Origin of the sequence: Paenibacillus sp. NPDC057967, from assembly GCF_042887015.1 — a bacterium.
Classification (GTDB): domain Bacteria; phylum Bacillota; class Bacilli; order Paenibacillales; family Paenibacillaceae; genus Pristimantibacillus.
Genome location: NZ_JBHVQB010000002.1, coordinates 531041 through 552338 on the forward strand (window position 1 = coordinate 531041; position 21298 = coordinate 552338).

Here is a 21298-nt window from a genome sequence, read left to right on the forward strand (position 1 = left end):
GACGAGTCCACTCAATTGCGAGAAAGTGGATTAAAAGTGCGCTGATGAACGAGATGGGGGAATAAGTCGATGAGACCGACCTGCAAGCCCGCTCTCGGGCGGGATGGTGGGAATAAGTCGGTGAGACCGACTTAAAGGCTCGCCGTCGGGCGATGGGAATGAATTAGGTCGATGGAATCGACCTGCAAGCTCGCCATCGGGCGAGATGGAGGAATAAGTCGATGAGACCGACTTAAAGGCTCGCCGTCGGGCGATGGGAATGAATTAGGTCGATGGAATCGACCTGCAAGCCCGCTATCGGGCGGGATGAGTGAAATAATCGGTTAAACTCGGTGGAATAGTGTTGTGTGGCACCACTAAATTTGCTGAATCGGCAAAACGAGCGAAATAGCGTTGTGTGGCACAACTAAATGTGCTAAATCGGCGATACGAGCGGAATAGTGTTGTGTGGCACCACTAAATGGACTCAATCGGCGAAATAAGCGAAAGAGGCTGTCCCGTAAGGTCCATCGTTGACCCTGGGGACAGCCTCTTTATGTATATTGCAGCTTCAGGCACAAACTAGCTTATTTGAAGAAGCTTTCGAATACCTTCTTAATCCCTGCTTGATCATGGGAGATCGATAGCATCACGTAGTTGCCTTGGCGCACAATCTGGTAGTTCTTCGCATCCTCGTGCTGGTCTGGCAAATATTGCGAGAACGTCTTGATGATGTCTTCGGCGCGCTTGGTCAGACCTTCCTTAACAGCCTCATAATGCTTGTCCGACTTCAGCTTCACAACCACCAGCTCAGTAGCTTTTGTATTCATCATCGCTTGATGATACGAACCCTCTGCAACAAGTTCGCTCGGATCAAAATAATATGAGTCCTTCACCTGTTCACCTGAAACGGACATAAGCACTGGCAGCTCAATATCCTCTAAAATTTTGTCGATGATATCGGATGTCTTCACCTTATCAGAAACTTCCGGCTTCTGCGACGGCTTCTCGGTAGGCTTCACAGTCGGCTTTGGCGACGGTTTCTGGCTTGGCACAGTGGTCGACGGTTTTTCAGTTGGCTTCGTGCTTGGTTTTTCAGACGGCTTCACGGTTGGTTTCGCTGTTGGTTTCGGTGTCGGCTTCGCCGTTGCTGCCGCATCGGCAGACGGCTTCGTTGTAGCGGATGGCGCGGCGCTCTCTTTTGCAGCGTCTTCATCAGTCGGCTTCTCGCTAGCTTGCAGCTCCGCCTCGTCGGACGGCTCTGGCGAAGAAGACGTGTCTTCGTTGCCCGCATTGTCCGTAGCTTCAGGCGTTGCCGATGCGGTCACATTAGGGCTGGCATCTGCGTTGCCAGCTTCTTTGCCGTCACCGTTGCTGCAACCAGCCAGTAACGATAATGCAATCGTCAGAGCGGCTGCCGTCTTGAATAACTTCTTGTTGTTGATCATGCTGTTCTCTCCTTATTCTCATGAAGTCGAACAACTAGACGGTCCTATGCCGTGAAAGGTTGCAGTAAATGAGAGTATAGCTATCAATCCCCATGAAGTCGACGATAAGCAAAATGATTCGTAGGTCCGTGTCCTGCCCCGATCTCAAGGGAATGCTCGATCGCCGCATGAATGAAGGCTTTTGCAAGGTCAACCGCTTTATAAGCGGTCATGCCCTGAGCCAGTCCGGCGGTGATGGCCGCGGAGAAGGTGCAGCCCGTCCCATGCGTATGGCGAGTATCGATGCGCCGTTGCTCCCAATAGTGGAACGCCATGCCGTCGTACAGCATGTCCACGACCTGATCGCCTGTAGAGGGATCATGCCCGCCCTTCAGCATGACATAGTCGCTGCCCATCTGATGCAAGCGCCGAGCCGCTTCCTCCCTGTCGCTTAAGCTTGTGATACTCATTCCCGTTAGTTCCTCGGCTTCCGGTATGTTCGGCGTGATCATGAAAGAGAGCGGAATCAGCTCCTTAACCAGCGCTGACAAAGCTTCGCGTTGCAGCAGGGATGTACCGCCCTTCGCAATCATGACGGGATCGATGACAAGATGGGGGAAACGATAATGGGCAATTTGCTCAGCAGCGGCAGTAATGATTGAGGCATGGGCAAGCATGCCCGTCTTGACGGCATCTGGCGGCAGATCATCGCCTAACGAGCGCAGCTGCTCGGCAACGGCGCTGGCTTCCATGGGATAGACGGCTTGTACGCCAAGCGTATTTTGCGCGGTGATGGCAGTAATCGCAGACATGCCGTATACGCCTAGCTCCTGAAAGGTTTTCAGATCGGCCTGAATGCCGGCGCCGCCGCCGCTGTCCGATCCGGCTATCGTTAACGCCTTGTGAATGACGGTTGAAGGTTGCATAGTGGCATATCCTTTCCTTGCACATAGATTAGCTATTATTGTATCAGCGTGAAGCTCCCATCGAAATGTATTTTTTATAAAGGTCGGGGAAGCGCTGTTGATTCGGTTAAGCGAATTTGGTAGTTTGGAGAATAAGCAATTATAGAGGAGCAGTGAATTTGTATGTCATTGGAGATAGAGCGCAAGTTTTTATTGCCGCAATACCCGCAGGCGCAGATTGAAGCGGGAGAACTGGTCCTGCAATCGGAGCAACGAATCGAGCAGACTTACTTGGCTATTGATGAAAATGAAGAACTGAGGGTTCGCAGGTTAATCGATCTGGCAACTGGACAGGTGTCGCACACGCATACGTTCAAGAGCGGCAACGGGTTGGTGAGAGGAGAAGTGGAGTACAGCATCTCGGCGAGTATGTATGCTCAGGTGACCGAAGCCTTCGGCTTTACGCCGCTGACGAAAAACCGGATCACTGCCTCATGGAATGGGCGCACGATTGAAATCGACAATTACGACCAAATTCAATTGTCCGTGCTGGAGGTAGAATTCCCTTCTTTGGAGGAGGCGAATGCCTTCCAGGCACCGGAGTGGTTTGGCGAGGACATCAGCTTGCAGAAGCAGTACAGCAACAAGACGGTATGGAAGCAGCTGCAAGGCGAGAAATGGCAGGAGAAATAAGATAGCGAGCAAAAGCCAAGGACACAGGAGAGGAGCGTTGATGAATGTCCATTCACAAAAGAAGCGGGTTTCTGCGCAAAATTGCTCTGCTTCGGGATAACGTACCTTCCTTCCGCCAATACCCGTTCAGCCTGAATGCGGTGCGAGAGCTCGACGAGCTGGAATTTCACCCGAAAGTGACTTATCTGGTCGGAGAAAATGGTTCGGGAAAGTCGACGCTGATGGAGGCGATCGCAGTGGCGCTCGGCTTTAATGCGGAGGGCGGAACCGTTAACTTTACCTTTCAAACAGAGGCGACGCATTCGGAGCTGCACCAGTACCTGAAACCGGTGCGGGGAGCAAGTCGGCCGCGGGACGGCTTTTTCTTCCGGGCTGAGAGCTATTACAATCTGGCTTCGAGCATTGATGAGATGGATCGCGAGGGTCTCGGCCCCCCTATCATATCCTCTTATGGCGGCAAGTCACTCCATCAGCAATCGCATGGGGAGTCGTTCTTCTCGACCTTTCTGCACCGGTTCGGCGGCAACGGGCTGTATATTCTCGACGAGCCCGAAGCGGCGCTTTCTCCATCCAGACAGATGGCGCTGCTCGCCCGCATGCATGATCTCATACAGGATAACTCCCAGTTTATTATCGCGACCCATTCGCCAATCGTGATGGCCTACCCGGATTCCATTATCTATGAATTGTCAGCGGACGGCATTGGGACGACGACATGGGAAGAGACGGAGCATTACATCATTACAAAACAATTTCTGAACAATCGGGACCGGATGCTGAAGGATTTGCTGGAAGAGGGATTCGACTGATGACGGTGTGAGCCATGTATTTGATGTGCCCCTATGCTCGGCCCCAACATGACCAACGAGGACACGTGGTGCAAACAATCATCGATAATCGGATACAACTGCGTCCGCCAGCGGAATGAAAAAAACTGGCCCCGAAGGGCCAGCCTATTGATGTTATTTAAAATGAGCGTATGATTCCAGATGGTTGATTGAAACTGATCGCGATCATGAGAACATTCGAGATATCGCGCGTCATAGGGTTGCACGGTAGTAGCAATTCGTTTTAAAGGCCCGACGCTTTCTTCAGCTCTTGATAGAGCGATCTCGTCTTGGCCGGTTCTTCATCATTGTAGATGACAACCAGATCGTCGAGCTTCATGATAATGTACGGCGGCGTTTTCTTGAATACGTACAGCTTGGCAGGCCCGAGCTCGGCGAGCTTGAAGTTGCCCCTTGCAAAGGTGGATGTCGCAATGCCGTTCGAGCGGAAGCCGGTCGGCACAGCATCCTCAAGCGTGAGCTCTTTGATCTCGTCTATAGCAAAGCTGTAGTCGTATTCGGTGTTTTTGATCGACACTATCCCTTGATCATTGATAAGCAATTTAGGCGGAGAGGAATCCGCGCGCACCATCATGAACGTCACAGGCAGAATGACGAGAGCTACCAATATGAAGCTTCCGTAATAAATCCGCTTGCCGCCTTTGGTAGCCAGATTGACAGTTGTGCCAGTGCCAACGCGTTTTTGGACCATTACGGACTTATCCTGTGGATTATAGTAGGACAAGCCATGCCGCCAATGCAGGTCGTCGTCCTCCGCATGATAGCCCTTGCCATCGGTGCTGCCGAAGCGGTATTCCAGCTCTTTGACGCGGTTATGGACGTAATAGATGCCAAGCAGAGGGACTAGCGAGACCATCGCAATGCCGCCCATCCATAGATTGATATGGATCATTGTACCTTCGGATAATACGTTGTAGGCGATAAATGCGTTAGCGACCTCGAATATCGCCAGAATGAGCCAAAGGGTGGACCAATAGCGTCTCGCGGCATGATGAATGGCGTTGTTCGCGACCGGATTCCGGCTGTAGGCCCGCGGCTTGCCGTGGGTAAAGCTGAGCGACAGCAGCAGCAAGACGGCGGTCATTGCCAAAGAAGCGAAGCCGGTCAGGCGCAGCAGCGGATTGTCATGCGAGATCGACAGGGCGATCAGCGGAATGCTCAGAACAGCGGGCAATGCGAACCAATAGGGCGACCAAGGCTTCATGGCAGCCAGCCGGGCAATGTCCTTTTCGACCGATATGTAACGCTTCTTGCCAACGAACCATTGTTCATCCCTTTTTAGCGCGACGGTCTTGTGATGGATGGTTTTAAATGGTACGGTGGAGGTGTACATGACGCCTGCGACCCACAAAATAAAGTAGATGAAAGATAAAGAAAAATAGGAACCGAGCCATAGCAAAGGCGCCAGACCGAGCAGCCCGGCGACGGCGTACCAGCGGTATGACTGTCGGAACTGCACCTGGAGCGCGGCGATTCGCGAATCCTGGAGCGCCGCTTCAGGCAGCTTAAGGCCGAACAGAATGCCGTTTTTCGGCTTCGCCTGCGTCCCGTATACAAGCAGAACGGTAATATATACGATCAGACCCGGAATAAGCAATATCAATGTGTCCAATACTCTACCTCCCGTTAGGATATCTCTGATGCTCTCGCCCAATATAATATAGAACATATGTTTTTGTCAAAATGAGAAGGAGCTGCTCAATATGATACGATTCGGCCTTATCGGAACAAACTGGATTACCGAAAGATTCCTCGCAGCGGCCAAGCTGCATGACCAATTCAGCCTGACAGCCGTCTATTCCCGTACGGAAGAGACAGCCGCGGCTTTCGCGGACAAGCACCAAATTCCTCATCGCTTCACCAGTCTGGACGCTATGTTCGCCAGCGGGGAGATAGATGCTGTCTACATAGCCAGTCCTAACAGCTTTCACGCGCCACATGCGATCACCGCGATGAATCATGGCATTCACGTCTTGTGCGAGAAGCCAGCAGCGTCCAACGCCCGCGAGCTGAGAGAGATGATCGATACAGCGAACCGCACGGGTACGCTGCTAATGGAAGCGGTGAAGTCTACGCTTATGCCGGGCTTTGGCGCGATACGCGACAATCTGGAGCGGATCGGGCCGGTTCGTCGTTATTTTGCGAGCTTCTGCCAATACTCCTCCCGCTATGACGCCTACAAGTCCGGCGAAGTGCTGAATGCGTTCAAGCCAGAGCTGTCCAACGGCTCTCTGATGGATATCGGCATCTATTGTATTTATCCCGCCGTTGCCCTGTTCGGCAGACCCCTTACGGTCAAGGCGGATGGGTATAAACTGGCTACCGGAGTAGACGGAGAAGGCAGCATCATTCTGGGCTACGGCTCTATGGATGCGGTGATGATGCATTCCAAGATTACCAGCTCGACACTGCCGAATGAGATTCATGGCGAGGACGGCAATCTGGTCATTAATAAAATCAGCGAGCCGGTACGGATCGAGCTGCATACGCGCGACGGCCGGGTAGAGGATCTGACCAGACCGACGGTCGAACATTCGATGTACTACGAGCTGGATGAATTTATCCGATTGCTGAAAGAAGGCAAGAGAGAGTCCTCCGTTAATACGCATGAGGTGTCTCTTATTACGATGGAGATTATGGACGAAGCCAGAAGGCAGCTTGGCATTATCTACCCAGCCGATAACGTATAGATAAGCATGGATCATGAGGCTGGAGCGAGCGAGGGTAGTTCGTATCCGGCCTTTTTTGCCATGCTTGACGTTCATAAGAAGAGGGGAATAGGATGAAATACTTCACGGCGGAGCAGTACCGGAAGATGCAAATTCGAGGCTTTCTCGTCTTTCATGAAAGCGAAGAGGATTATGCAGCCGACAGGCAGTGGTATGTGGAGAATGATAGGGATTACGAGGCGGAATCGATCGCCTTCTATACCTATCTGGAACCCATCATTACCCGTCATATGCCGCAAGAGTTGCACGAAGCTATTCAGCGCGGCGAAGGCGACTTGAAGAGAATGGGCATGCCGTCACCTGAATTCCGCAGGAGAGCCGAAGCATGGAGGCAAGAGCTTCAGCGTGAATGGGATGAAGCGCGAGATGCGTATTGGGCGCGCTACAAGTCCATTGAATCAGAGCTGCCTGAAGAGCGCAGCATCATTCATCGGCTCCATGATGCCAAGATCATCGCCGAAACGATCAGTGCAGATGAAAAAAGCATTGAGCTGCTGCTGGATGGCAGCGGCTCAATGCTTGGCCATGATCACCTATTCCTTCGCTTCGAAGGGGTGACCCATTATGAATCGCTTAGCTCGTTGCTCGATAATCACTGGCTTTACGAGGAGCTGGATTTAGGCGGCAATGGCTTCGAGCTGCGCGCTTTGCTAGACGCAGGCAGCGGCTTGCAGGACATGAATGAACTCATCATCCGGGCAAGCCGCGTGAGTGTCGTAACGGAGCCGGCTGTTGACTTAAGCTCCAGCAACGGGCAGTCGAACTAATCGATCATCTGAATCAAGACAGCCGGTATACCGCGAACGGATCGCCTTGTCTGAACGGCTCGCTGATCTCGTCCAGACGAGCCAGCGTCTCTGCGCTCAGCTTAAGGTCTACACTGGCGAGATTGTCGCGGAGCTGGCTGACGCGCGTCGCTCCGACAATGACCGTCGAGACCGCAGGGCGGGCCATCAGCCATGCAAGCGACAGCGTGCTTGCCGTTGTGCCCAGCTCCGCCGCCAGCTCATTCACCTGGCGCGCCAGCTTCAGGTTCTTATCCTCCATGAACCGCTTGAAGCCGGGGTCGGTGTCTGCGCGCGAGCCCTCCGGCGCATCCTGCGCCGAGGCATATTTGCCGGTAAGAATGCCGCCCGCCAGCGGGAAGTATGGGATGATGCCGAGTCCTTGATCGAGGCAAAGCGGGATAAGCTCTCGCTCCGGCGTCCGGTCTGCAAGCGAATAGCTGGTCTGCATAGACACGTACGCGTTCAGTCCCAGCTTATCGCTAATGCCGAGTGCTTTCATGAGCTCCCAAGCATAGTAGTTGGATGCGCCGATATACCGGACTTTGCCGGAGCGGACCATATCGTCAAGCGTCCGCAGCGTCTCCTCCAGCGGTGTCTCGGGATCGAAGGTATGTATCTGATACAAATCCACGTAATCCGTCTGCAATCTACGCAAGCTGCCCTCCAGCTCGCTCATCAGATGGCGCCTGGATGATCCGCGTTCATAAGCGCCTGCGCCGCGCGGCAGGCCAGCCTTTGTCGTCAGTACAGCGTCATGCCGTCTGCCCTCCAGCGCCACACCGATAATTCGCTCCGACTCTGAACCGGCATAGATATTGGCAGTGTCGATGAACGTAATGCCGCTGTCCAGCGCCTCATGAATGATATCGATTGAAGCACGCTCGTCGGACCGCTTGCCGAATGCATTCGTGCCAAGCCCCAGCGCGGACACCTTCAGCCCGCTAACTCCCAAACGACGGTATTCCATATCCATTCAGCTCCTCTTCGTTTTTACCCATTCTACTCCTCGTCCACGGCAAAATCCATCCCGGTTGAACCGGAGCATCGCTCACAGGTATAATCTCCCTAAGGCCATGCCCAACGAAGTCATATCGGCCAAGCCAGCATGGCTTCGACAACGTGAAGGAGGATGACTCATGCGATTCGTCAGCAACAACGGCATTACCGATCCGGCGCTTAATCTGGCGCTTGAAGAATACATCCTTCGTTCCTTGCCGAACGAAGACGACTATCTGCTGTTCTATATTAACGAGCCGTCCATTATTATCGGCAAAAACCAGAACACCGTGGAAGAAATCAACGCCGACTATGTGAAGGACAACAACCTGCATGTCGTGCGCAGGCTGTCTGGTGGCGGCGCAGTTTACCACGATCTTGGCAATCTGAATTTCAGCTTCATCATGAAAGACGACGGCGGTTCGTTCCATAACTTCAAGAAGTTCACGGAGCCTGTCGTGAGCGCGCTTCGCAAGTTGGGAGTAGAGGCCGAGTTGACCGGGCGCAATGACCTGCAGGTCGGCGAGCGGAAGATCTCCGGCAATGCGCAATTCCATACGAAGGGCAAAATGTTCAGCCATGGCACACTTCTATTCGATTCCGAGATCGAAAACGTGGTATCCGCTCTTAAGGTGAACGCCGAGAAGTATGTGTCGAAGTCGACCAAGTCGATCCGCAGCCGTGTGGCGAACATATCTGAGTTCTTGAAGGAACCGATGACGACGGAGGAGTTCAGGCAGAAGCTGCTTCAATCGCTGTTTGAAGGTTCGGAAGAGATTCCGCTATACGAGCTGACGCAGCAGGATTGGGATAAGGTCCGCAAGCTGGCGGACGAGCGCTACCGCAGCTGGGAGTGGAACTATGGCCGCTCGCCTGCGTTCAACGTGCAGCAGCGCAAACGCATTGAAGGCGTCGGCACGTTCGATGTCCGTCTGCAAGTAGAAGAGGGCGTGATTACGGAAGCGGCAATCTATGGCGATTACTTCGGCCGGGGCGACAGCGCCGAGGTTGCGGAACGCCTAGCAGGAACCCGCTATGATGCGGCCTCGCTGCGAGAACTGACAGATAGCCTGGATTTGCCGTACTACTTTGGCGCGATTACGAAGGAGCAATGGCTTGAGCTATTGCTGTAAGAGGGCCAGAAGAAGGGACATCTTGCAAGCATGTATGCGGCCTGATTTGATTGTCTTTCATGCCGAAAAACTCGCATGCAGCTAGGATGACATTTTCGTATCACCAAGAAAAAGAGGCCAGTCGCTTGCCGGACTGGCCTCTTTGACATATCAGTGAACTTCGGCAGACACTATTCCGACAAAATCTGAGATATTGACTAACGATATAATCAGGTGTATATTAATTGTGTAACCGGTTACCTATCAGGGTGGAGTGAGAACATGACTTCAATTAAAGACGTTGCAAGGATTGCGGGCGTATCTGTTGCGACGGTGTCCAGAGTGCTGAACGATAAAGGCTATGTAGGTCAGCGCACGAGAGAAGCAGTTGAAAAGGCCATCAAAGAGACGAGCTACAAGCCTAACGAAGTGGCGAGAAGCCTGTTTAAGAAGCAGTCGAGCACGATTGGCTTAATTGTTCCTGATATCATGAACCCTTTCTTTACCGAGCTTGCCCGGGCTGTTGAAGATATGGCCACTAAGCTTGGCTATAATGTTATACTGTGCAATTCCGATGGGAATGGAGATAAAGAGCAAGCCTATTTGGATGTACTGAAACAACAATATGTAAACGGTATTATTGTTTCTTCCAATACACTGACTGCTCAGCAGGTTGAGGAGCTTAACATTCCTGTCGTAAGCATTGACCGAGAGATCAGCAAGGGACTTCCGACAATTGTAGTAGAGAACAAGAAGGGCGCAATGATGGCTACGCGTTATTTGCAGAGCAAAGGGTGCAAAAACATCGGCCACATCAGAGGCTCATACGGCGTTGTCAATGCGGAAGAGCGTTATGAAGGCTACAAAGAAGTCGTTGCGAATGAGCCATGGTTCAAAGAAAGCTACGTCGTGAATGGAAACTACGATATGCAGTCATCCATTGAAGCGACGGCAGAGCTGCTGCGTCTGCATCCGGAGATAGACGGTATCTTTGCCGCCAATGATATTATGGCTATTGGGGCGCTCAAAGTCGCTCACCAGCTTGGCAAGAAAGTGCCTGAAGAGCTTGCCGTTATCGGATTTGACGGAATTAAGCTGTCCACAGTCATGACGCCGGAGCTAACGACGATTGTTCAGCCTATTTACAAACTGGGAGAAGTATCTGCTGAAATGCTGATTAGTTTAATGGAACACCAACCTATAGAGAACACTTATTATAAATTGGATGTAGAGCTTATAGAGAGAAATTCTACTTAAGGAGTTTACCGGAGTGGAGCAGAAACCCAAAATTACAGTTGTAGGCAGCATTAATATGGATTTGGTGACGATTACTTCCCAGGTGCCGAAGGTAGGCGAGACGCTATTCGGCAATCGTTTTCAAATGAATCCTGGAGGCAAAGGAGCTAATCAGGCAGTAGCTGCCGCCAGGCTTGGAGCTCATGTTCAATTAATCGGTTGTATTGGCAACGATGATTTTGGCCAACATATTCTGAAGCATCTGCAAAACGAAGGTGTTAATGTAAGCAATGTGGAACCGGTTACAGATTCGACAGCAACGGCAACGATTGTGGTAGCTGACGGGGACAACAGTATTATTGTTGTGCCTGCGGCTAATAATTATGTAACGGCTGCATTCGTTGAATCCAAGCGGGAGGCCATTGCAGCAAGCGATATTCTCATTGTTCAATTGGAAATTCCGTTGGAAGGCGTGCAGAAGGCAGTTGAGATCGCGAAGGAGAACGGAGTAACTGTCATTCTTAATCCGGCCCCTATTCAAGAGCTGCCGTCTGAACTCATTCATGATATCGATTATTTGACCCCGAACGAACATGAACAAACATTGCTCAGACAAGGGAGAAGCGAAGAGGAGCTGGATGGGAAGCTGATCGTCACGAAGGGAAGCCAAGGGGTTTCGATTCGTGAGGGCGGCGAGGATATCCACATTCCTGCTTTCAAAATCAATGTCGTGGATACGACGGGAGCTGGGGATTCGTTTAATGGAGGACTGGCCCTTGCGCTTTCGAAAGGTATGCCACTCCGAGATGCTTGCTACTATGGCAACGCGGTTGCAGCTATGTCCACAACGAAGCTTGGCGCACAGACTGGAATGCCTACAGCAGCAGAAGTGGAAGCGTTTATGAAGAGCCGGGCGTAATGACCCGGCGGCTGTTTTATATATGCATTGGAATCGCTTACTTTATATTTTCATTTTAGGAGGAATTATACGATGACTCAACAACCAAGACCAATCATTATTGACACAGACCCGGGGATTGATGATGCAGTAGCCCTTGCCATAGCTCTCTATAGTGAAAAGCTGGATGTACGCTTAATTACGACGATTGCCGGCAATGTCAGCTTACAGAAAGTAACGACTAACGCCCTGCGTTTGCTGAAGTTCTTTGGCAAAAACGTTCCGGTCGCACTAGGTGCGGACAGACCTCTTATCAAGGACCCAATTGACGCAAGCGATATCCACGGTTCAACGGGGATGGACGGTTTTGACTTTGAAGAGCCGACGGAAGATTTGGTGTTGAAAGAGAATGCCGTGAATGCCATGCACCGCGTCATTATGGCAAGCGAAGAGCCTATCACCCTGGTGCCGATCGGACCGCTAACCAATATTGCGCTATTGCTTAAGATGTACCCGGAAGTGAAAGAGAAGATTGCTGAAATCGTATTGATGGGCGGCTCCACAACTCGCGGGAATATGGGCGTCATGTCCGAATTTAATATTTTTGCCGATCCGGAAGCGGCGAAGATTGTCTTCTCAGCCGGCCTGCCTGTTGTCATGGTGGGGCTAGATGTTGGTTTGAAGGCTCTGGTGTACCCGGAAGACAGCGCTGAGCTGAAAGTGATGAATGAGACGGGGAACATGATTTATCAATTGTTCCAAAAGTACAGAGGCGGCAGCATGAAAACAGGCTTGAAAATGTACGATAGCTGCGCTATTGCCTACCTGTTGCAGCCGGAAATGTTCCAAGTAGTGGACACATTTGTGGATGTGGAACTGAACGGGTCACTAACTGCAGGATGTACCGTCGTGGATTTGAAGGGATACCTGAAGCAGCCTAGCAACGCCAAAGTGTGCGTTGATCTGGATCCGGACATGTTCAAGCAATGGTTTATGGAAAGTTTGAAGAAATGCAATTAAACAATAAGCATTCCAACTAGGGAAGGAATAACATCATGGATTCTAACATCATCATGTATGCCTCGGCCATTATAGCCGTATCGATCGTTATTTATATGCTGATCAAAAAGATGGATATCAAAATTACACTCTTCTTGATGGGCATTATTCTCATCCTCATTAGTATGGGGATGGGCAAAGAAATCGCTATTAAAGGATTTGAGTCCACGGGATCATTTTGGCTCGATCCGCTTGAAGTCATCGTCGCGCAATTCAAGCAAACCTTCGGAGCGGCGGGCTTTATCGTCCTTATCTTGGGCGGATATACAGCTTACATGTCATCCATCGGTGCCAATGAAGTAACGGTTAATGCTTTAACGAAACCTATCGCTAAAATCAAATCCGTTTATTTCCTGGTCCCTATCGTGTTCTTGTTGGGCAACGTATTGTCGCTGGTTATTCCTAGCGCATCCAATCTGGCGATCATCTTGCTTGCCACGCTTTACCCGATCTTGAGAAAAGCCGGCATGACAGCCCTAACCGCAGGTGCGGTAATCGCTACGTCGGCAACCATTGTACCGACTCCGCTCGGAAGCGACAACGTGGCGATTGCCGAGGAATTGGCCAAGCATGCCATGTTCGAGGGCATGAACGTAACGAACTATGTATTTAACTATCATGCTCTCGTGTCCATTCCGACGCTGATATTTATCGCTATCGTTCATTACTTCTGGCAGAAGCGAATGGATAAGAAAGAAAAGCTGAATACAAAAGTCAATGAAGCGGAGAACATGGATGCGCCAGCCGTCGCTGAGATCAGCGGAGGCAAACTGTTTAAAACCGTTTATGCCATTCTTCCGATCTTCCCTATTATCTTGTTGTTAGGTGTGTATGCGGTTCAGATTACGACAGGTGAATCGATCAGTATTAGTGTAGAAGTAGCGACATTAGTATCCCTGATTCTTGCTATTGTGTGTGAATTGATCAGGCATAAAGGAAATAAGAGCGTCTTGGAAAAGACGGAAGCCTTCTTCAAAGGTATGGGCGGAGCTATTCCGATCGTGGCGTTGCTCGTAGCGGCGTCCGTGTTCGTAACAGGTCTGAAATCGATTGGTTTGGTGGACGAGCTTCAAACCTCGATGCAGCATATTCAGGGGAATGGGCTTGACTTTATTCTGCCTCTCATCCTGGTTGCATTGACCGCTCTTATCGTTATCTTGAGCGGTAGCGGCACAGCCCTGATCTTTGCGATGGTGCCTTTGATTGTGCCATTGGCGGTTGCGGCGGGCATTAGCCCGATTGCGATATCCGTTCCGCTTGGTCTGTCGGGCAATCTCTTCCGTGCCGTCTCGCCTGTAGCCGCAGTTATTCTGATCGTGGCCGGAACCGTTAAGGCAGATCCGATTGCCATTGTCAAAAGAACGTCGGTTCCTATGATTGCCGGAGTCATCTTTATGTTTGTTCTCTCCATGATTATATTCCTATAAGGCTAAGTTCCAGGCTGTTCAATCAACGTATGCTTGGAAAAAAGGGCTGCCCGGAGGTCATAGACGACTTCTGAGGCAGCCCTTGCTTATTCTCTCACGTGCTTAGCTTTATCCCTTATTGGGGATGAATGCGTTGTCGCTTATGGGCATGCAAGATGAGCCGGCCATGCTTGATCAATACCTTCACAACGGCGTAAACCGGAACAACGATCAGAATGCCAATCAGTCCAGTGAGGCTCCCGGCAGCAATAATTAGCACGATGACGGTTACCGGATGAATGTCCATCGTTTTTCCCATAATTTGCGGCGAGATGAAGTTGCCTTCGATTTGCTGGATGATAACAGTGACCAGAACAACATAAAGCGCCATTACGGGATCTTGGATAAGGGCAACCAGCACAGCAGGCGCTGCGCCGATAACGGGACCGAAGAAAGGTACGATATTCGCCAGCATGCCAATAACGGCAAGTACAAGCGCGTATTCCAATCCAATAATGGAATAGCCTGCGAGGAGCAGGATGCCTACGACGAGGCTAATAACAGCCTTGCCTCTAATGAAGGAGGAGAGCGTATCATCCAAATCCTTCAGTAAGGGAGGCACATGCTCCCGGTAGGAGGATGGCGCAAGGTCAATCAGCTTCGGTACAAGCTTGTCTCCATCCTTGAGCGCGTAAAAGAGGATGAACGGCACAAGCCCCAGTACGAATAAGGCGTTGCTCATCCAGTTGAATACGCGCAGCATACTACCCGCGATCGAGCCGGCATATCGATTCCACTCCGAGCCGATCTCTTGGCTCAAATTCGGAATGGCATCTCGTATAGGAGGGGCCAGAGCTTGCTGTTCATTGCGAAGCGATTCTATGCCATCCGCCACAAATTCGACCATCTCGGGAACTTGAGCGACGAAGCTGGCGAATTGCTTTTGGAAGAACGGGCCGGCCGTCAGAACGATTCCGGCAAGTGACAGGGCGATTACGAGAAAAACGAGAAGCACCGCGACACTTCGCGGTGTTTTTCGGCGTTCCAGCCATTCCACTAGCGGGCGGAATAAATAGTAAAGCACGCCGGTTACAGCAAACGGAAAAAAAACCGCGTTTAGAACGACGCCAATAGGCTGAAACCAGCTGCGATTCAGGCTAAGTAAATAAAAGAGAAGCAGCACGAGAATGGCCACTACCAGCCATTTGAATCCTTTTTTTTCTTTCCAAGACATGCGGCTATCCCCTTTCATGCGACAAGCGATCCATAGTCATGATTTTTAAAGGTAAGTAAACCTGAATCCCATATATGAAACGAAAAAAATATGGAAAAATGGAACTATTGGGATGCCTGCGGGGTCTTATTCATAGAGGTGAAAACTTTGGAGAAGCATTACTTGCATCATCTGGCGCCGGGCTTCGACCGTTCTGCCGTGCTGGAGGATATGATGACGGAATTCGGCGAGGATATATGGAACTTCGCTTATTTTCTTACTCGCCGGCGTGACGCTGCGGATGATATCGCTCAAGAAGTATTTCTGACCGTGTATAACCGAATGTACACATTCCGGGGAGAGGCGAGCGTGAAGAGCTGGCTGCTTAGCATTGCCCGCAACAAATCGCTGAATTACTTGAGAAATGCGTTTATACGAAGGGCTGTGCTGATGGGGACTTATCGAGCAGAAGGCTCGACTGCTTCTGCTGAGCAAGTCGTATTCGAGCGGATGTCCTCCCGCGAAGTATGGGCGACCGTAATGAAGCTGCCAAGGAAGCACAGGGAAGTGCTGCTGCTCGCTTACCATTATCAAATGAAGATGGATGAGATCGCAGCGACGCTCGATTTGTCGGAGGGGACGGTCAAGTCCAGACTGTTCCGGGCGAAGAAGAAAATGTCCGAATGGCTGAAAGAGGAACAGGAAGGAGGCAAGGACGATGGATAGTCGCAATGGGAACTGGGAGGCTGGACTGAAGGAATCGCCCTTCTATCATTCTCATTTCACGAATGAACTGAAGAGCAAGGTGAGGCAAGGGGTGAGGGGAGAAACCTATAGGCTTAAACGAATGTTCCGGGCTGCTTTACTGGCCTCCATCGCAATCTTGGGAATGGCGTTATTTTTAATCGCGGGCCGCTTATCGTTCTGGCAGACAGAAGGAGAGATTCCCCCGGCTCAACATGCGTATTATGATAACGGAAAGTTGATAGTGGAGGTGTTCCCAGATCCCGGGCTCAGAGCCGGAGCTCCGTTCGGATACCTTTTTCACTTTGCCGCGCCTTTCAGTGATCTGCTCAGTAAGTCGCTTTCCATCGAGGCGGTGCATCTGCCTACTGGACAGAGCGTAACTGTAGTAGAACCGACGGTTGTGGAGGTGCCGAGTTCCGGTTATGCGGGACTAGAGAGATGGACCACAAGCTTCGCGCTGCCGGTGGGCGGCATGTGGCGTTATGAGATCAGCCTTGATGGCGAGTATTATGCCGATGTGGTGCTGGATGTAGCAGAGCCGGACTGGTCGCTTACGCCTACCTTCTACGTGGAGACATTTGAGCTAAGGGGGATTCCGGATGTGATAGCTTTTATAGATCCAGGGTTTGTTGCCAACCAGCACAATAAGTATATGTGGTTTTTCCTCGATAGAAACTTGGCACAGGAAGGCAACTTTGAGGTGAAGGCCGTAAGGGAAGGCGACGAGAAGCTGGTTACTATCCTGGAGTACCGGCCTGCAGGCAGTTATGACCAGCTGCCATCGTCCATGATGCTGCCGGAGCCGGGGAAATGGCGGCTGCTCCCTTATATGAACGGCAAACTGATGGGAAGCATCGTAGTGGATGTCAAAGAAAACGAAGATAATTAAGGATGAAGGCATCCCCTTGCTCCCTGTGCGGGCAGTGAGGCGGATGCCTTTTTTTATATGGACGAGTAGCAGGGATATGACGAAAGTCGATTCATGGAATTGGCAGAGGGGTAAAAGGAAATAGTAGGTATGGAAAAGAGGTGCTCCCAAGTGAATCTAACGCCGGAGCAGCGGATACAGCTGCATGGCTTCAACAATCTGACGAAATCGCTAAGCTTCAACATGTACGACATTTGCTACACGAAGACGAAGGAAGAGCGGGAGGCGTATATCGCTTACATCGATGAGCAATACAACTCTGACCGGCTGACATCCATTCTGAATCATGTAGCGGACATCATTGGCGCCCATGTGCTGAATACGGCCAAGCAGGATTATGTACCGCAAGGGGCCAGCGTGACGCTGCTTGTATCGGAGGGGCCAGTGGTGGAAGTGCCGGTCGACACCTTCGAGGAGACACCGGGCCCGTTGCCGTCCACTGTTGTGATGGCGCTGGACAAGAGCCATATTACGGTGCATACGTATCCCGAGTACCATCCGAGCGAAGGGATCAGCACGTTCCGCGCGGATATCGACGTATCGACCTGCGGCGAGATCTCGCCGCTGAAGGCGCTGCGCTTCCTAATCCATTCCTTTGACACGGATATCATGATGATCGACTACAGAGTGCGCGGCTTTACCCGGGATATCGACGGCAACAAGCTGTTCATCGACCATGAGATCAACTCCATCCAGAATTATATTCCGGAGGAGCAGAGTAGACTCTATGACATGATTGACGTGAACATCTATCAGGAAAATACGTTCCATACCAAATGCAGGCTGAAGCAATTCGATCTGAACAATTACCTGTTCGGGTATACAAAGGATTCACTAAGCGAAGGCGAACAGACGGAGATCGAACGGCTGCTCAGGCGCGAGATGGACGAAATCTTTTATCACATATCCAAATAAAGGAGCTGATGACGATGGCGAATTCGGATAAAAAACAGCAGATTTTCCCCCCGCAAAATCAGGAGCGGCAGCCCGGCAATGAATCGGAGATGAGCCCGCCTCCAATTTTTGAGACGGACCAGTACAAGGCGGCAGGCAAGCTGAAGGGCAAAGTGGCGGTCATTACAGGCGGATACAGCGGTATAGGCAGGGCGGTTGCCGTTGCTTATGCGAAGGAAGGAGCATCGCTAGTCATCGCCTACAAAGACGAGCATGACGATGCCAATCGGACCAAGGAGATCGTGGAGCAGCATGGAGTGAAATGCAAGCTGGTTGCGGGAGATATCGGTTCAGAGACGTTCGGGCAAGGGCTCATCCGCGCAGCAATCGAAGCACATGGCAAGCTGGACATTCTCGTGAATAATGCGGCGGAGCAGCATGTGCGCCAGAAGCTGGAGGATATTACGCCGAGGCAGCTGGAGGCAACGTTCCGTACCAATGTATTCGGCATGTTCCATGTCACGATTGCAGCTATGCCTCATTTGAAGCAAGGAGCATCGATTATTAATACCGCCTCTATTACGGCGTATAAGGGGAATCCCACGCTGATCGATTATTCCTCGACCAAAGGGGCCGTCGTGTCGTTCACGCGGGCGCTGGCCGCTAATCTCGCAGGCGGGGGCATCCGCGTCAACGGCGTTGCGCCAGGTCCAATCTGGACGCCGCTTATTCCGGCGTCGTTCGATCCGCAGGCGGTATCGACCTTCGGCTCGGACACACCGATGGGAAGGCCAGGCCAGCCCCATGAGTTAGCAGCAGCTTATGTCTATCTGGCCTGCGAGGATTCCAGTTATATGACAGGTCAGATCCTTCATATTAACGGCGGAGAAATCGTGAACGGATAAGACGATGATGTTTAAGCGAACAAGGAGAGGCCGATGTCCGGCCTCTCCTGTTCCATGTTCCGCTTATAGAAAGCCGTGTTCCTTTGCATAGCGTCCCCAATGCGGAGAGCTGCCGTCGATGTCCTTGAATCCGTATAGTATATTGGCTCATATACGACATCTTCTGTCATATAAGCATGATAAGATGGAAACAGATGAACAACGTTGGGGAGAGGTGATGATCATGCGTGCAGGAAGGCTGATGTCTATCGTATTGCTGCTGCAATCCGAGGGGAAGCTGACATCGAAGCAGCTTGCGGAGCGTCTGGAGGTAACGGAGCGGACGGTTCTGCGCGATATGGAGGAGCTAAGCAGCGCGGGCGTTCCTGTGTATGCAGAGCGGGGACCGCAAGGCGGCTGGCTCCTGACGGAAGGATACCGCTCCAGCCTGACGGGACTTCACGCCGATGAGCTTACCGCTTTGCTTCTATCTAGCCAGGGTGAGGAGCTGGGCGACTTGGGCCAGCGGCAGTCATTGGAGGCGGGGCTTCGGAAACTGCTGGCGGCGACGACGGATACGGCGAGGAAGAATGCAGAGCTGGTCCGCAGCAAAATCCATATCGACGGAGCCGGCTGGCATGCGGAGAAATACGGCAAGGACCAACACCCGCACTTGCCGATCGTACAGGAGGCGGTCTGGGAGGAGCGGGAGCTTCGTATTGCCTATGATCGCGATGGCGTCTCCTCAGACCGCGTCATAAGGCCGCTTGGACTGGTGGCGAAGCGCAATGTCTGGTACGTCGCAGCCTTGACAGAAGCGGAGGACGTCCGCACCTTCCGCATATCGAGGCTGAGGTCAGCAGAGCTGCTTCCGAACGGATTCCGTCCCCCGGAGGCATTCAATCTGGCGGCATACTGGGAGCGTTCCTTGGCGGATTTCAAAGGACAGCTGCCGCGTTATCCCGCGGTGGTCAGGCTCAAGAATAGCCTCCTGCGCCGTCTGGAGTCGGAGAGGTATGTTCTTTCTATGCGGCAAGAAGAGGCGGATGACACCTCGGGATGGACGACTGCTCGTGTGGAATTTGAGACGCTGGAGTCGGCCTGCCAGATCATTATGAGCTATGGAGCGGGCATGGAAGCGCTAGAGCCATCCGTACTAAGGAAGATGGTCATGGATGAAATCGAGGCGCTGCGAGTGGTATACTGGAACCGTGCATAAATTACGGATAGGCACATGCCTGATCCATCATTTGAAGATAGAGGAGATGTACATATGAGCACAAATATGGAGCAGTATTTTGAGAAATACGCCGAGCTGATCGTTCGCACAGGCGTTAACATTCAGCAGGGCCAAGAGGTATACATAAACGGAGCTTCCATTGAGATCGCGCCGCTGGTTCGTCTTGTAGCTGCCAAAGCCTATGAAGCGGGAGCTTCCAATGTGCATGTGGAATGGGCGGATGACCAGTTGTCCCGTCTGAAATACGAGAAGGCGGCGGACGATGTATTCAGCCAATTTCCAGAGTGGGAGACAGCCAAGCGCAATGACTTTGTGAAGCGCGGCGCGGCGTTCATCTCCATTACGGCATCCAGCCCCGACCTGCTGCAGGGTATTCCGTCGGAACGCATCTCTGCTTTCCAGAAAGCTTCTGGTCAAGGCCTGCGCGAGTTCCGCAGAGCGATTCAATCGGATAAGGTGAGCTGGACGGTCGTGGCTGCGGCAGGAGCAGAGTGGGCGAAGAAAGTGTTCCCTGACGTATCCGAGAGCGAAGCGGTGAACCTGCTGTGGAAGGCGATCTTCGATTCCGTGCGCCTGCATGACGCTGATCCGGTGCAAGCATGGGTGAAGCACAATGAAACGCTGCACGAGAAGGCGGAGACGTTGAATGCGCGTCGCTTCCAGAAGCTGCATTACACGGCGCCGGGCACAGATCTGACAGTAGAATTGCACGAGAAGCATATCTGGGTAGCCGCAGGCAGCACGAACGAGAAGGGCTTCTCCTTTATGGCGAATATGCCGACAGAGGAAGTATTCACCGTGCCGCTGAAGACAGGTACGAACGGCTATGTGTCCAGCACGAAGCCGCTTAGCTATGGCGGCAACATTATCGACCGCTTCAAGCTGACCTTCGAGAACGGCCAAGTCGTGAAAGTAGAAGCCGAGGAAGGCGAAGAAATTCTGAAGAAGCTGGTCGATGTGGACGAAGGAGCAAAATACTTGGGTGAAGTCGCGCTTGTGCCGCATGAATCGCCAATTTCCCAGTCCGGCATCCTGTTCTACAATACGCTTTTCGACGAAAACGCGTCCAACCACCTGGCAATCGGCAGTGGTTATGCGTTCAACGTGGAAGGCGGCAAGACGATGTCGCCGGAGGAGCTTGAAGCTCATGGCGTCAACTCCAGCATTACACATAACGACTTCATGATCGGCTCTGCCGAGATGGATATTGACGGCATTCAAGCCGATGGCACAGTCGTGCCTGTCTTCCGCAAGGGAGCCTGGGCGATCTAATGCGCCAGTGGTAATCACGGTGTAAAGCTTAGGGAAGGGGAGAG

At 51.9% G+C, this 21298-nt stretch carries 20 protein-coding genes; 15 read left to right on the top strand and 5 right to left on the bottom strand.

The window, feature by feature from the left end; genetic code table 11:
* Nucleotides 1-566: 566 nt before the first annotated feature.
* On the bottom strand, nucleotides 567-1427 hold the full coding sequence (locus ACFVSO_RS06800; protein WP_387471413.1) for a DUF4358 domain-containing protein: 861 nt from the start codon (nucleotides 1425-1427) through the stop codon (nucleotides 567-569).
* Between the two features lie 83 nt (nucleotides 1428-1510).
* Entirely contained in the window at nucleotides 1511-2332 is an 822-nt protein-coding gene (gene thiD / locus ACFVSO_RS06805; RefSeq protein WP_387471415.1) for a bifunctional hydroxymethylpyrimidine kinase/phosphomethylpyrimidine kinase, read from the bottom strand.
* 162 nt (nucleotides 2333-2494) lie between these two features.
* Between thiD and ACFVSO_RS06810 the strand changes: the two genes are divergently transcribed.
* Complete coding sequence (locus ACFVSO_RS06810) at nucleotides 2495-3004, top strand: CYTH domain-containing protein (RefSeq protein WP_387471417.1); 510 nt, start codon at nucleotides 2495-2497, stop codon at nucleotides 3002-3004.
* Nucleotides 3005-3048: 44 nt separating this feature from the next.
* On the top strand, nucleotides 3049-3813 hold the full coding sequence (locus ACFVSO_RS06815; RefSeq protein WP_387471419.1) for an AAA family ATPase: 765 nt from the start codon (nucleotides 3049-3051) through the stop codon (nucleotides 3811-3813).
* 262 nt (nucleotides 3814-4075) lie between these two features.
* Here ACFVSO_RS06815 and ACFVSO_RS06820 read toward each other — a convergent pair whose 3' ends face one another.
* Nucleotides 4076-5464 (bottom strand): DUF5808 domain-containing protein, encoded by a 1389-nt coding sequence (locus ACFVSO_RS06820; RefSeq protein ID WP_387471421.1) that lies wholly within the window; start codon nucleotides 5462-5464, stop codon nucleotides 4076-4078.
* A gap of 91 nt (nucleotides 5465-5555) precedes the next feature.
* Here ACFVSO_RS06820 and ACFVSO_RS06825 point away from each other — a divergent pair, with 91 nt between their 5' ends.
* Both ACFVSO_RS06825 and ACFVSO_RS06830 read left to right on the top strand, forming a co-directional pair.
* Nucleotides 5556-6542: a Gfo/Idh/MocA family protein gene (locus ACFVSO_RS06825; protein ID WP_387471423.1), complete on the top strand. Its 987-nt coding sequence runs from the start codon at nucleotides 5556-5558 to the stop codon at nucleotides 6540-6542.
* 92 nt (nucleotides 6543-6634) lie between these two features.
* Nucleotides 6635-7348 carry a DUF4085 family protein gene (locus ACFVSO_RS06830; RefSeq protein ID WP_387471425.1) on the top strand — a complete coding sequence of 238 codons (714 nt, stop codon included), beginning with the start codon at nucleotides 6635-6637 and terminating at the stop codon, nucleotides 7346-7348.
* A gap of 13 nt (nucleotides 7349-7361) precedes the next feature.
* Here the strand turns inward: ACFVSO_RS06830 and ACFVSO_RS06835 are convergent, their stop codons facing one another.
* Nucleotides 7362-8336, bottom strand: coding sequence for an aldo/keto reductase (locus ACFVSO_RS06835; protein ID WP_387471427.1), 975 nt, complete (start codon nucleotides 8334-8336; stop codon nucleotides 7362-7364).
* 169 nt (nucleotides 8337-8505) lie between these two features.
* Between ACFVSO_RS06835 and lplA the strand changes: the two genes are divergently transcribed.
* The 5 genes from lplA (at nucleotide 8506) to dcuC (ending at nucleotide 14097) form a co-directional block, all read left to right on the top strand.
* Complete coding sequence (gene lplA, locus ACFVSO_RS06840) at nucleotides 8506-9498, top strand: lipoate--protein ligase (RefSeq protein ID WP_387471429.1); 993 nt, start codon at nucleotides 8506-8508, stop codon at nucleotides 9496-9498.
* A 261-nt stretch (nucleotides 9499-9759) separates the two neighbouring features.
* On the top strand, nucleotides 9760-10734 hold the full coding sequence (locus ACFVSO_RS06845) for a LacI family DNA-binding transcriptional regulator (protein WP_387471431.1): 975 nt from the start codon (nucleotides 9760-9762) through the stop codon (nucleotides 10732-10734).
* 13 nt (nucleotides 10735-10747) lie between these two features.
* Entirely contained in the window at nucleotides 10748-11632 is an 885-nt protein-coding gene (rbsK, locus tag ACFVSO_RS06850) for a ribokinase (RefSeq protein WP_387471433.1), read from the top strand.
* 72 nt (nucleotides 11633-11704) lie between these two features.
* Nucleotides 11705-12631 (top strand): ribonucleoside hydrolase RihC, encoded by a 927-nt coding sequence (rihC, locus tag ACFVSO_RS06855; protein WP_387471435.1) that lies wholly within the window; start codon nucleotides 11705-11707, stop codon nucleotides 12629-12631.
* Nucleotides 12632-12666: 35 nt separating this feature from the next.
* Entirely contained in the window at nucleotides 12667-14097 is a 1431-nt protein-coding gene (dcuC, locus tag ACFVSO_RS06860) for a C4-dicarboxylate transporter DcuC (protein WP_387471437.1), read from the top strand.
* Nucleotides 14098-14212: 115 nt separating this feature from the next.
* On the opposite strand, the gene ACFVSO_RS06865 is transcribed toward dcuC, so the two are convergent.
* Nucleotides 14213-15310: an AI-2E family transporter gene (locus tag ACFVSO_RS06865; RefSeq protein WP_387471439.1), complete on the bottom strand. Its 1098-nt coding sequence runs from the start codon at nucleotides 15308-15310 to the stop codon at nucleotides 14213-14215.
* A gap of 138 nt (nucleotides 15311-15448) precedes the next feature.
* Here ACFVSO_RS06865 and ACFVSO_RS06870 point away from each other — a divergent pair, with 138 nt between their 5' ends.
* The 6 genes from ACFVSO_RS06870 (at nucleotide 15449) to ACFVSO_RS06895 (ending at nucleotide 21254) form a co-directional block, all read left to right on the top strand.
* Entirely contained in the window at nucleotides 15449-16015 is a 567-nt protein-coding gene (locus tag ACFVSO_RS06870) for an RNA polymerase sigma factor (RefSeq protein ID WP_387471680.1), read from the top strand.
* Nucleotides 16008-16925, top strand: a complete 918-nt coding sequence (locus ACFVSO_RS06875; protein WP_387471441.1) for a DUF4871 domain-containing protein — start codon at nucleotides 16008-16010, stop codon at nucleotides 16923-16925. The genes ACFVSO_RS06870 and ACFVSO_RS06875 overlap by 8 nt, the downstream gene beginning before the upstream one ends.
* Before the next feature lie 150 nt (nucleotides 16926-17075).
* Nucleotides 17076-17879: an adenosylmethionine decarboxylase gene (gene speD, locus ACFVSO_RS06880; protein WP_387471443.1), complete on the top strand. Its 804-nt coding sequence runs from the start codon at nucleotides 17076-17078 to the stop codon at nucleotides 17877-17879.
* Nucleotides 17880-17893: 14 nt separating this feature from the next.
* A complete protein-coding gene (locus ACFVSO_RS06885) occupies nucleotides 17894-18763 on the top strand; it encodes an SDR family oxidoreductase (protein ID WP_387471445.1) in 870 nt (289 codons plus the stop codon).
* A 223-nt stretch (nucleotides 18764-18986) separates the two neighbouring features.
* Nucleotides 18987-19961 (top strand): helix-turn-helix transcriptional regulator, encoded by a 975-nt coding sequence (locus ACFVSO_RS06890; protein WP_387471447.1) that lies wholly within the window; start codon nucleotides 18987-18989, stop codon nucleotides 19959-19961.
* 54 nt (nucleotides 19962-20015) lie between these two features.
* Complete coding sequence (locus ACFVSO_RS06895; RefSeq protein ID WP_387471449.1) at nucleotides 20016-21254, top strand: aminopeptidase; 1239 nt, start codon at nucleotides 20016-20018, stop codon at nucleotides 21252-21254.
* Nucleotides 21255-21298 lie beyond the last annotated feature (44 nt).

Bases quoted from the DNA above. Each gene is read 5' to 3' on its own strand.
- ACFVSO_RS06800 (WP_387471413.1), bottom strand. From the start codon at position 1,427: ATGATCAACAACAAGAAGTTATTCAAGACGGCAGCCGCTCTGACGATT.
- thiD (WP_387471415.1), bottom strand. From the start codon at position 2,332: ATGCAACCTTCAACCGTCATTCACAAGGCGTTAACGATAGCCGGATCG.
- ACFVSO_RS06810 (WP_387471417.1), top strand. From the start codon at position 2,495: ATGTCATTGGAGATAGAGCGCAAGTTTTTATTGCCGCAATACCCGCAG.
- ACFVSO_RS06815 (WP_387471419.1), top strand. From the start codon at position 3,049: ATGTCCATTCACAAAAGAAGCGGGTTTCTGCGCAAAATTGCTCTGCTT.
- ACFVSO_RS06825 (WP_387471423.1), top strand. From the start codon at position 5,556: ATGATACGATTCGGCCTTATCGGAACAAACTGGATTACCGAAAGATTC.
- ACFVSO_RS06830 (WP_387471425.1), top strand. From the start codon at position 6,635: ATGAAATACTTCACGGCGGAGCAGTACCGGAAGATGCAAATTCGAGGC.
- ACFVSO_RS06835 (WP_387471427.1), bottom strand. From the start codon at position 8,336: ATGGAATACCGTCGTTTGGGAGTTAGCGGGCTGAAGGTGTCCGCGCTG.
- lplA (WP_387471429.1), top strand. From the start codon at position 8,506: ATGCGATTCGTCAGCAACAACGGCATTACCGATCCGGCGCTTAATCTG.
- ACFVSO_RS06845 (WP_387471431.1), top strand. From the start codon at position 9,760: ATGACTTCAATTAAAGACGTTGCAAGGATTGCGGGCGTATCTGTTGCG.
- rihC (WP_387471435.1), top strand. From the start codon at position 11,705: ATGACTCAACAACCAAGACCAATCATTATTGACACAGACCCGGGGATT.
- dcuC (WP_387471437.1), top strand. From the start codon at position 12,667: ATGGATTCTAACATCATCATGTATGCCTCGGCCATTATAGCCGTATCG.
- ACFVSO_RS06865 (WP_387471439.1), bottom strand. From the start codon at position 15,310: ATGTCTTGGAAAGAAAAAAAAGGATTCAAATGGCTGGTAGTGGCCATT.
- ACFVSO_RS06875 (WP_387471441.1), top strand. From the start codon at position 16,008: ATGGATAGTCGCAATGGGAACTGGGAGGCTGGACTGAAGGAATCGCCC.
- ACFVSO_RS06885 (WP_387471445.1), top strand. From the start codon at position 17,894: ATGGCGAATTCGGATAAAAAACAGCAGATTTTCCCCCCGCAAAATCAG.
- ACFVSO_RS06890 (WP_387471447.1), top strand. From the start codon at position 18,987: ATGCGTGCAGGAAGGCTGATGTCTATCGTATTGCTGCTGCAATCCGAG.
- ACFVSO_RS06895 (WP_387471449.1), top strand. From the start codon at position 20,016: ATGAGCACAAATATGGAGCAGTATTTTGAGAAATACGCCGAGCTGATC.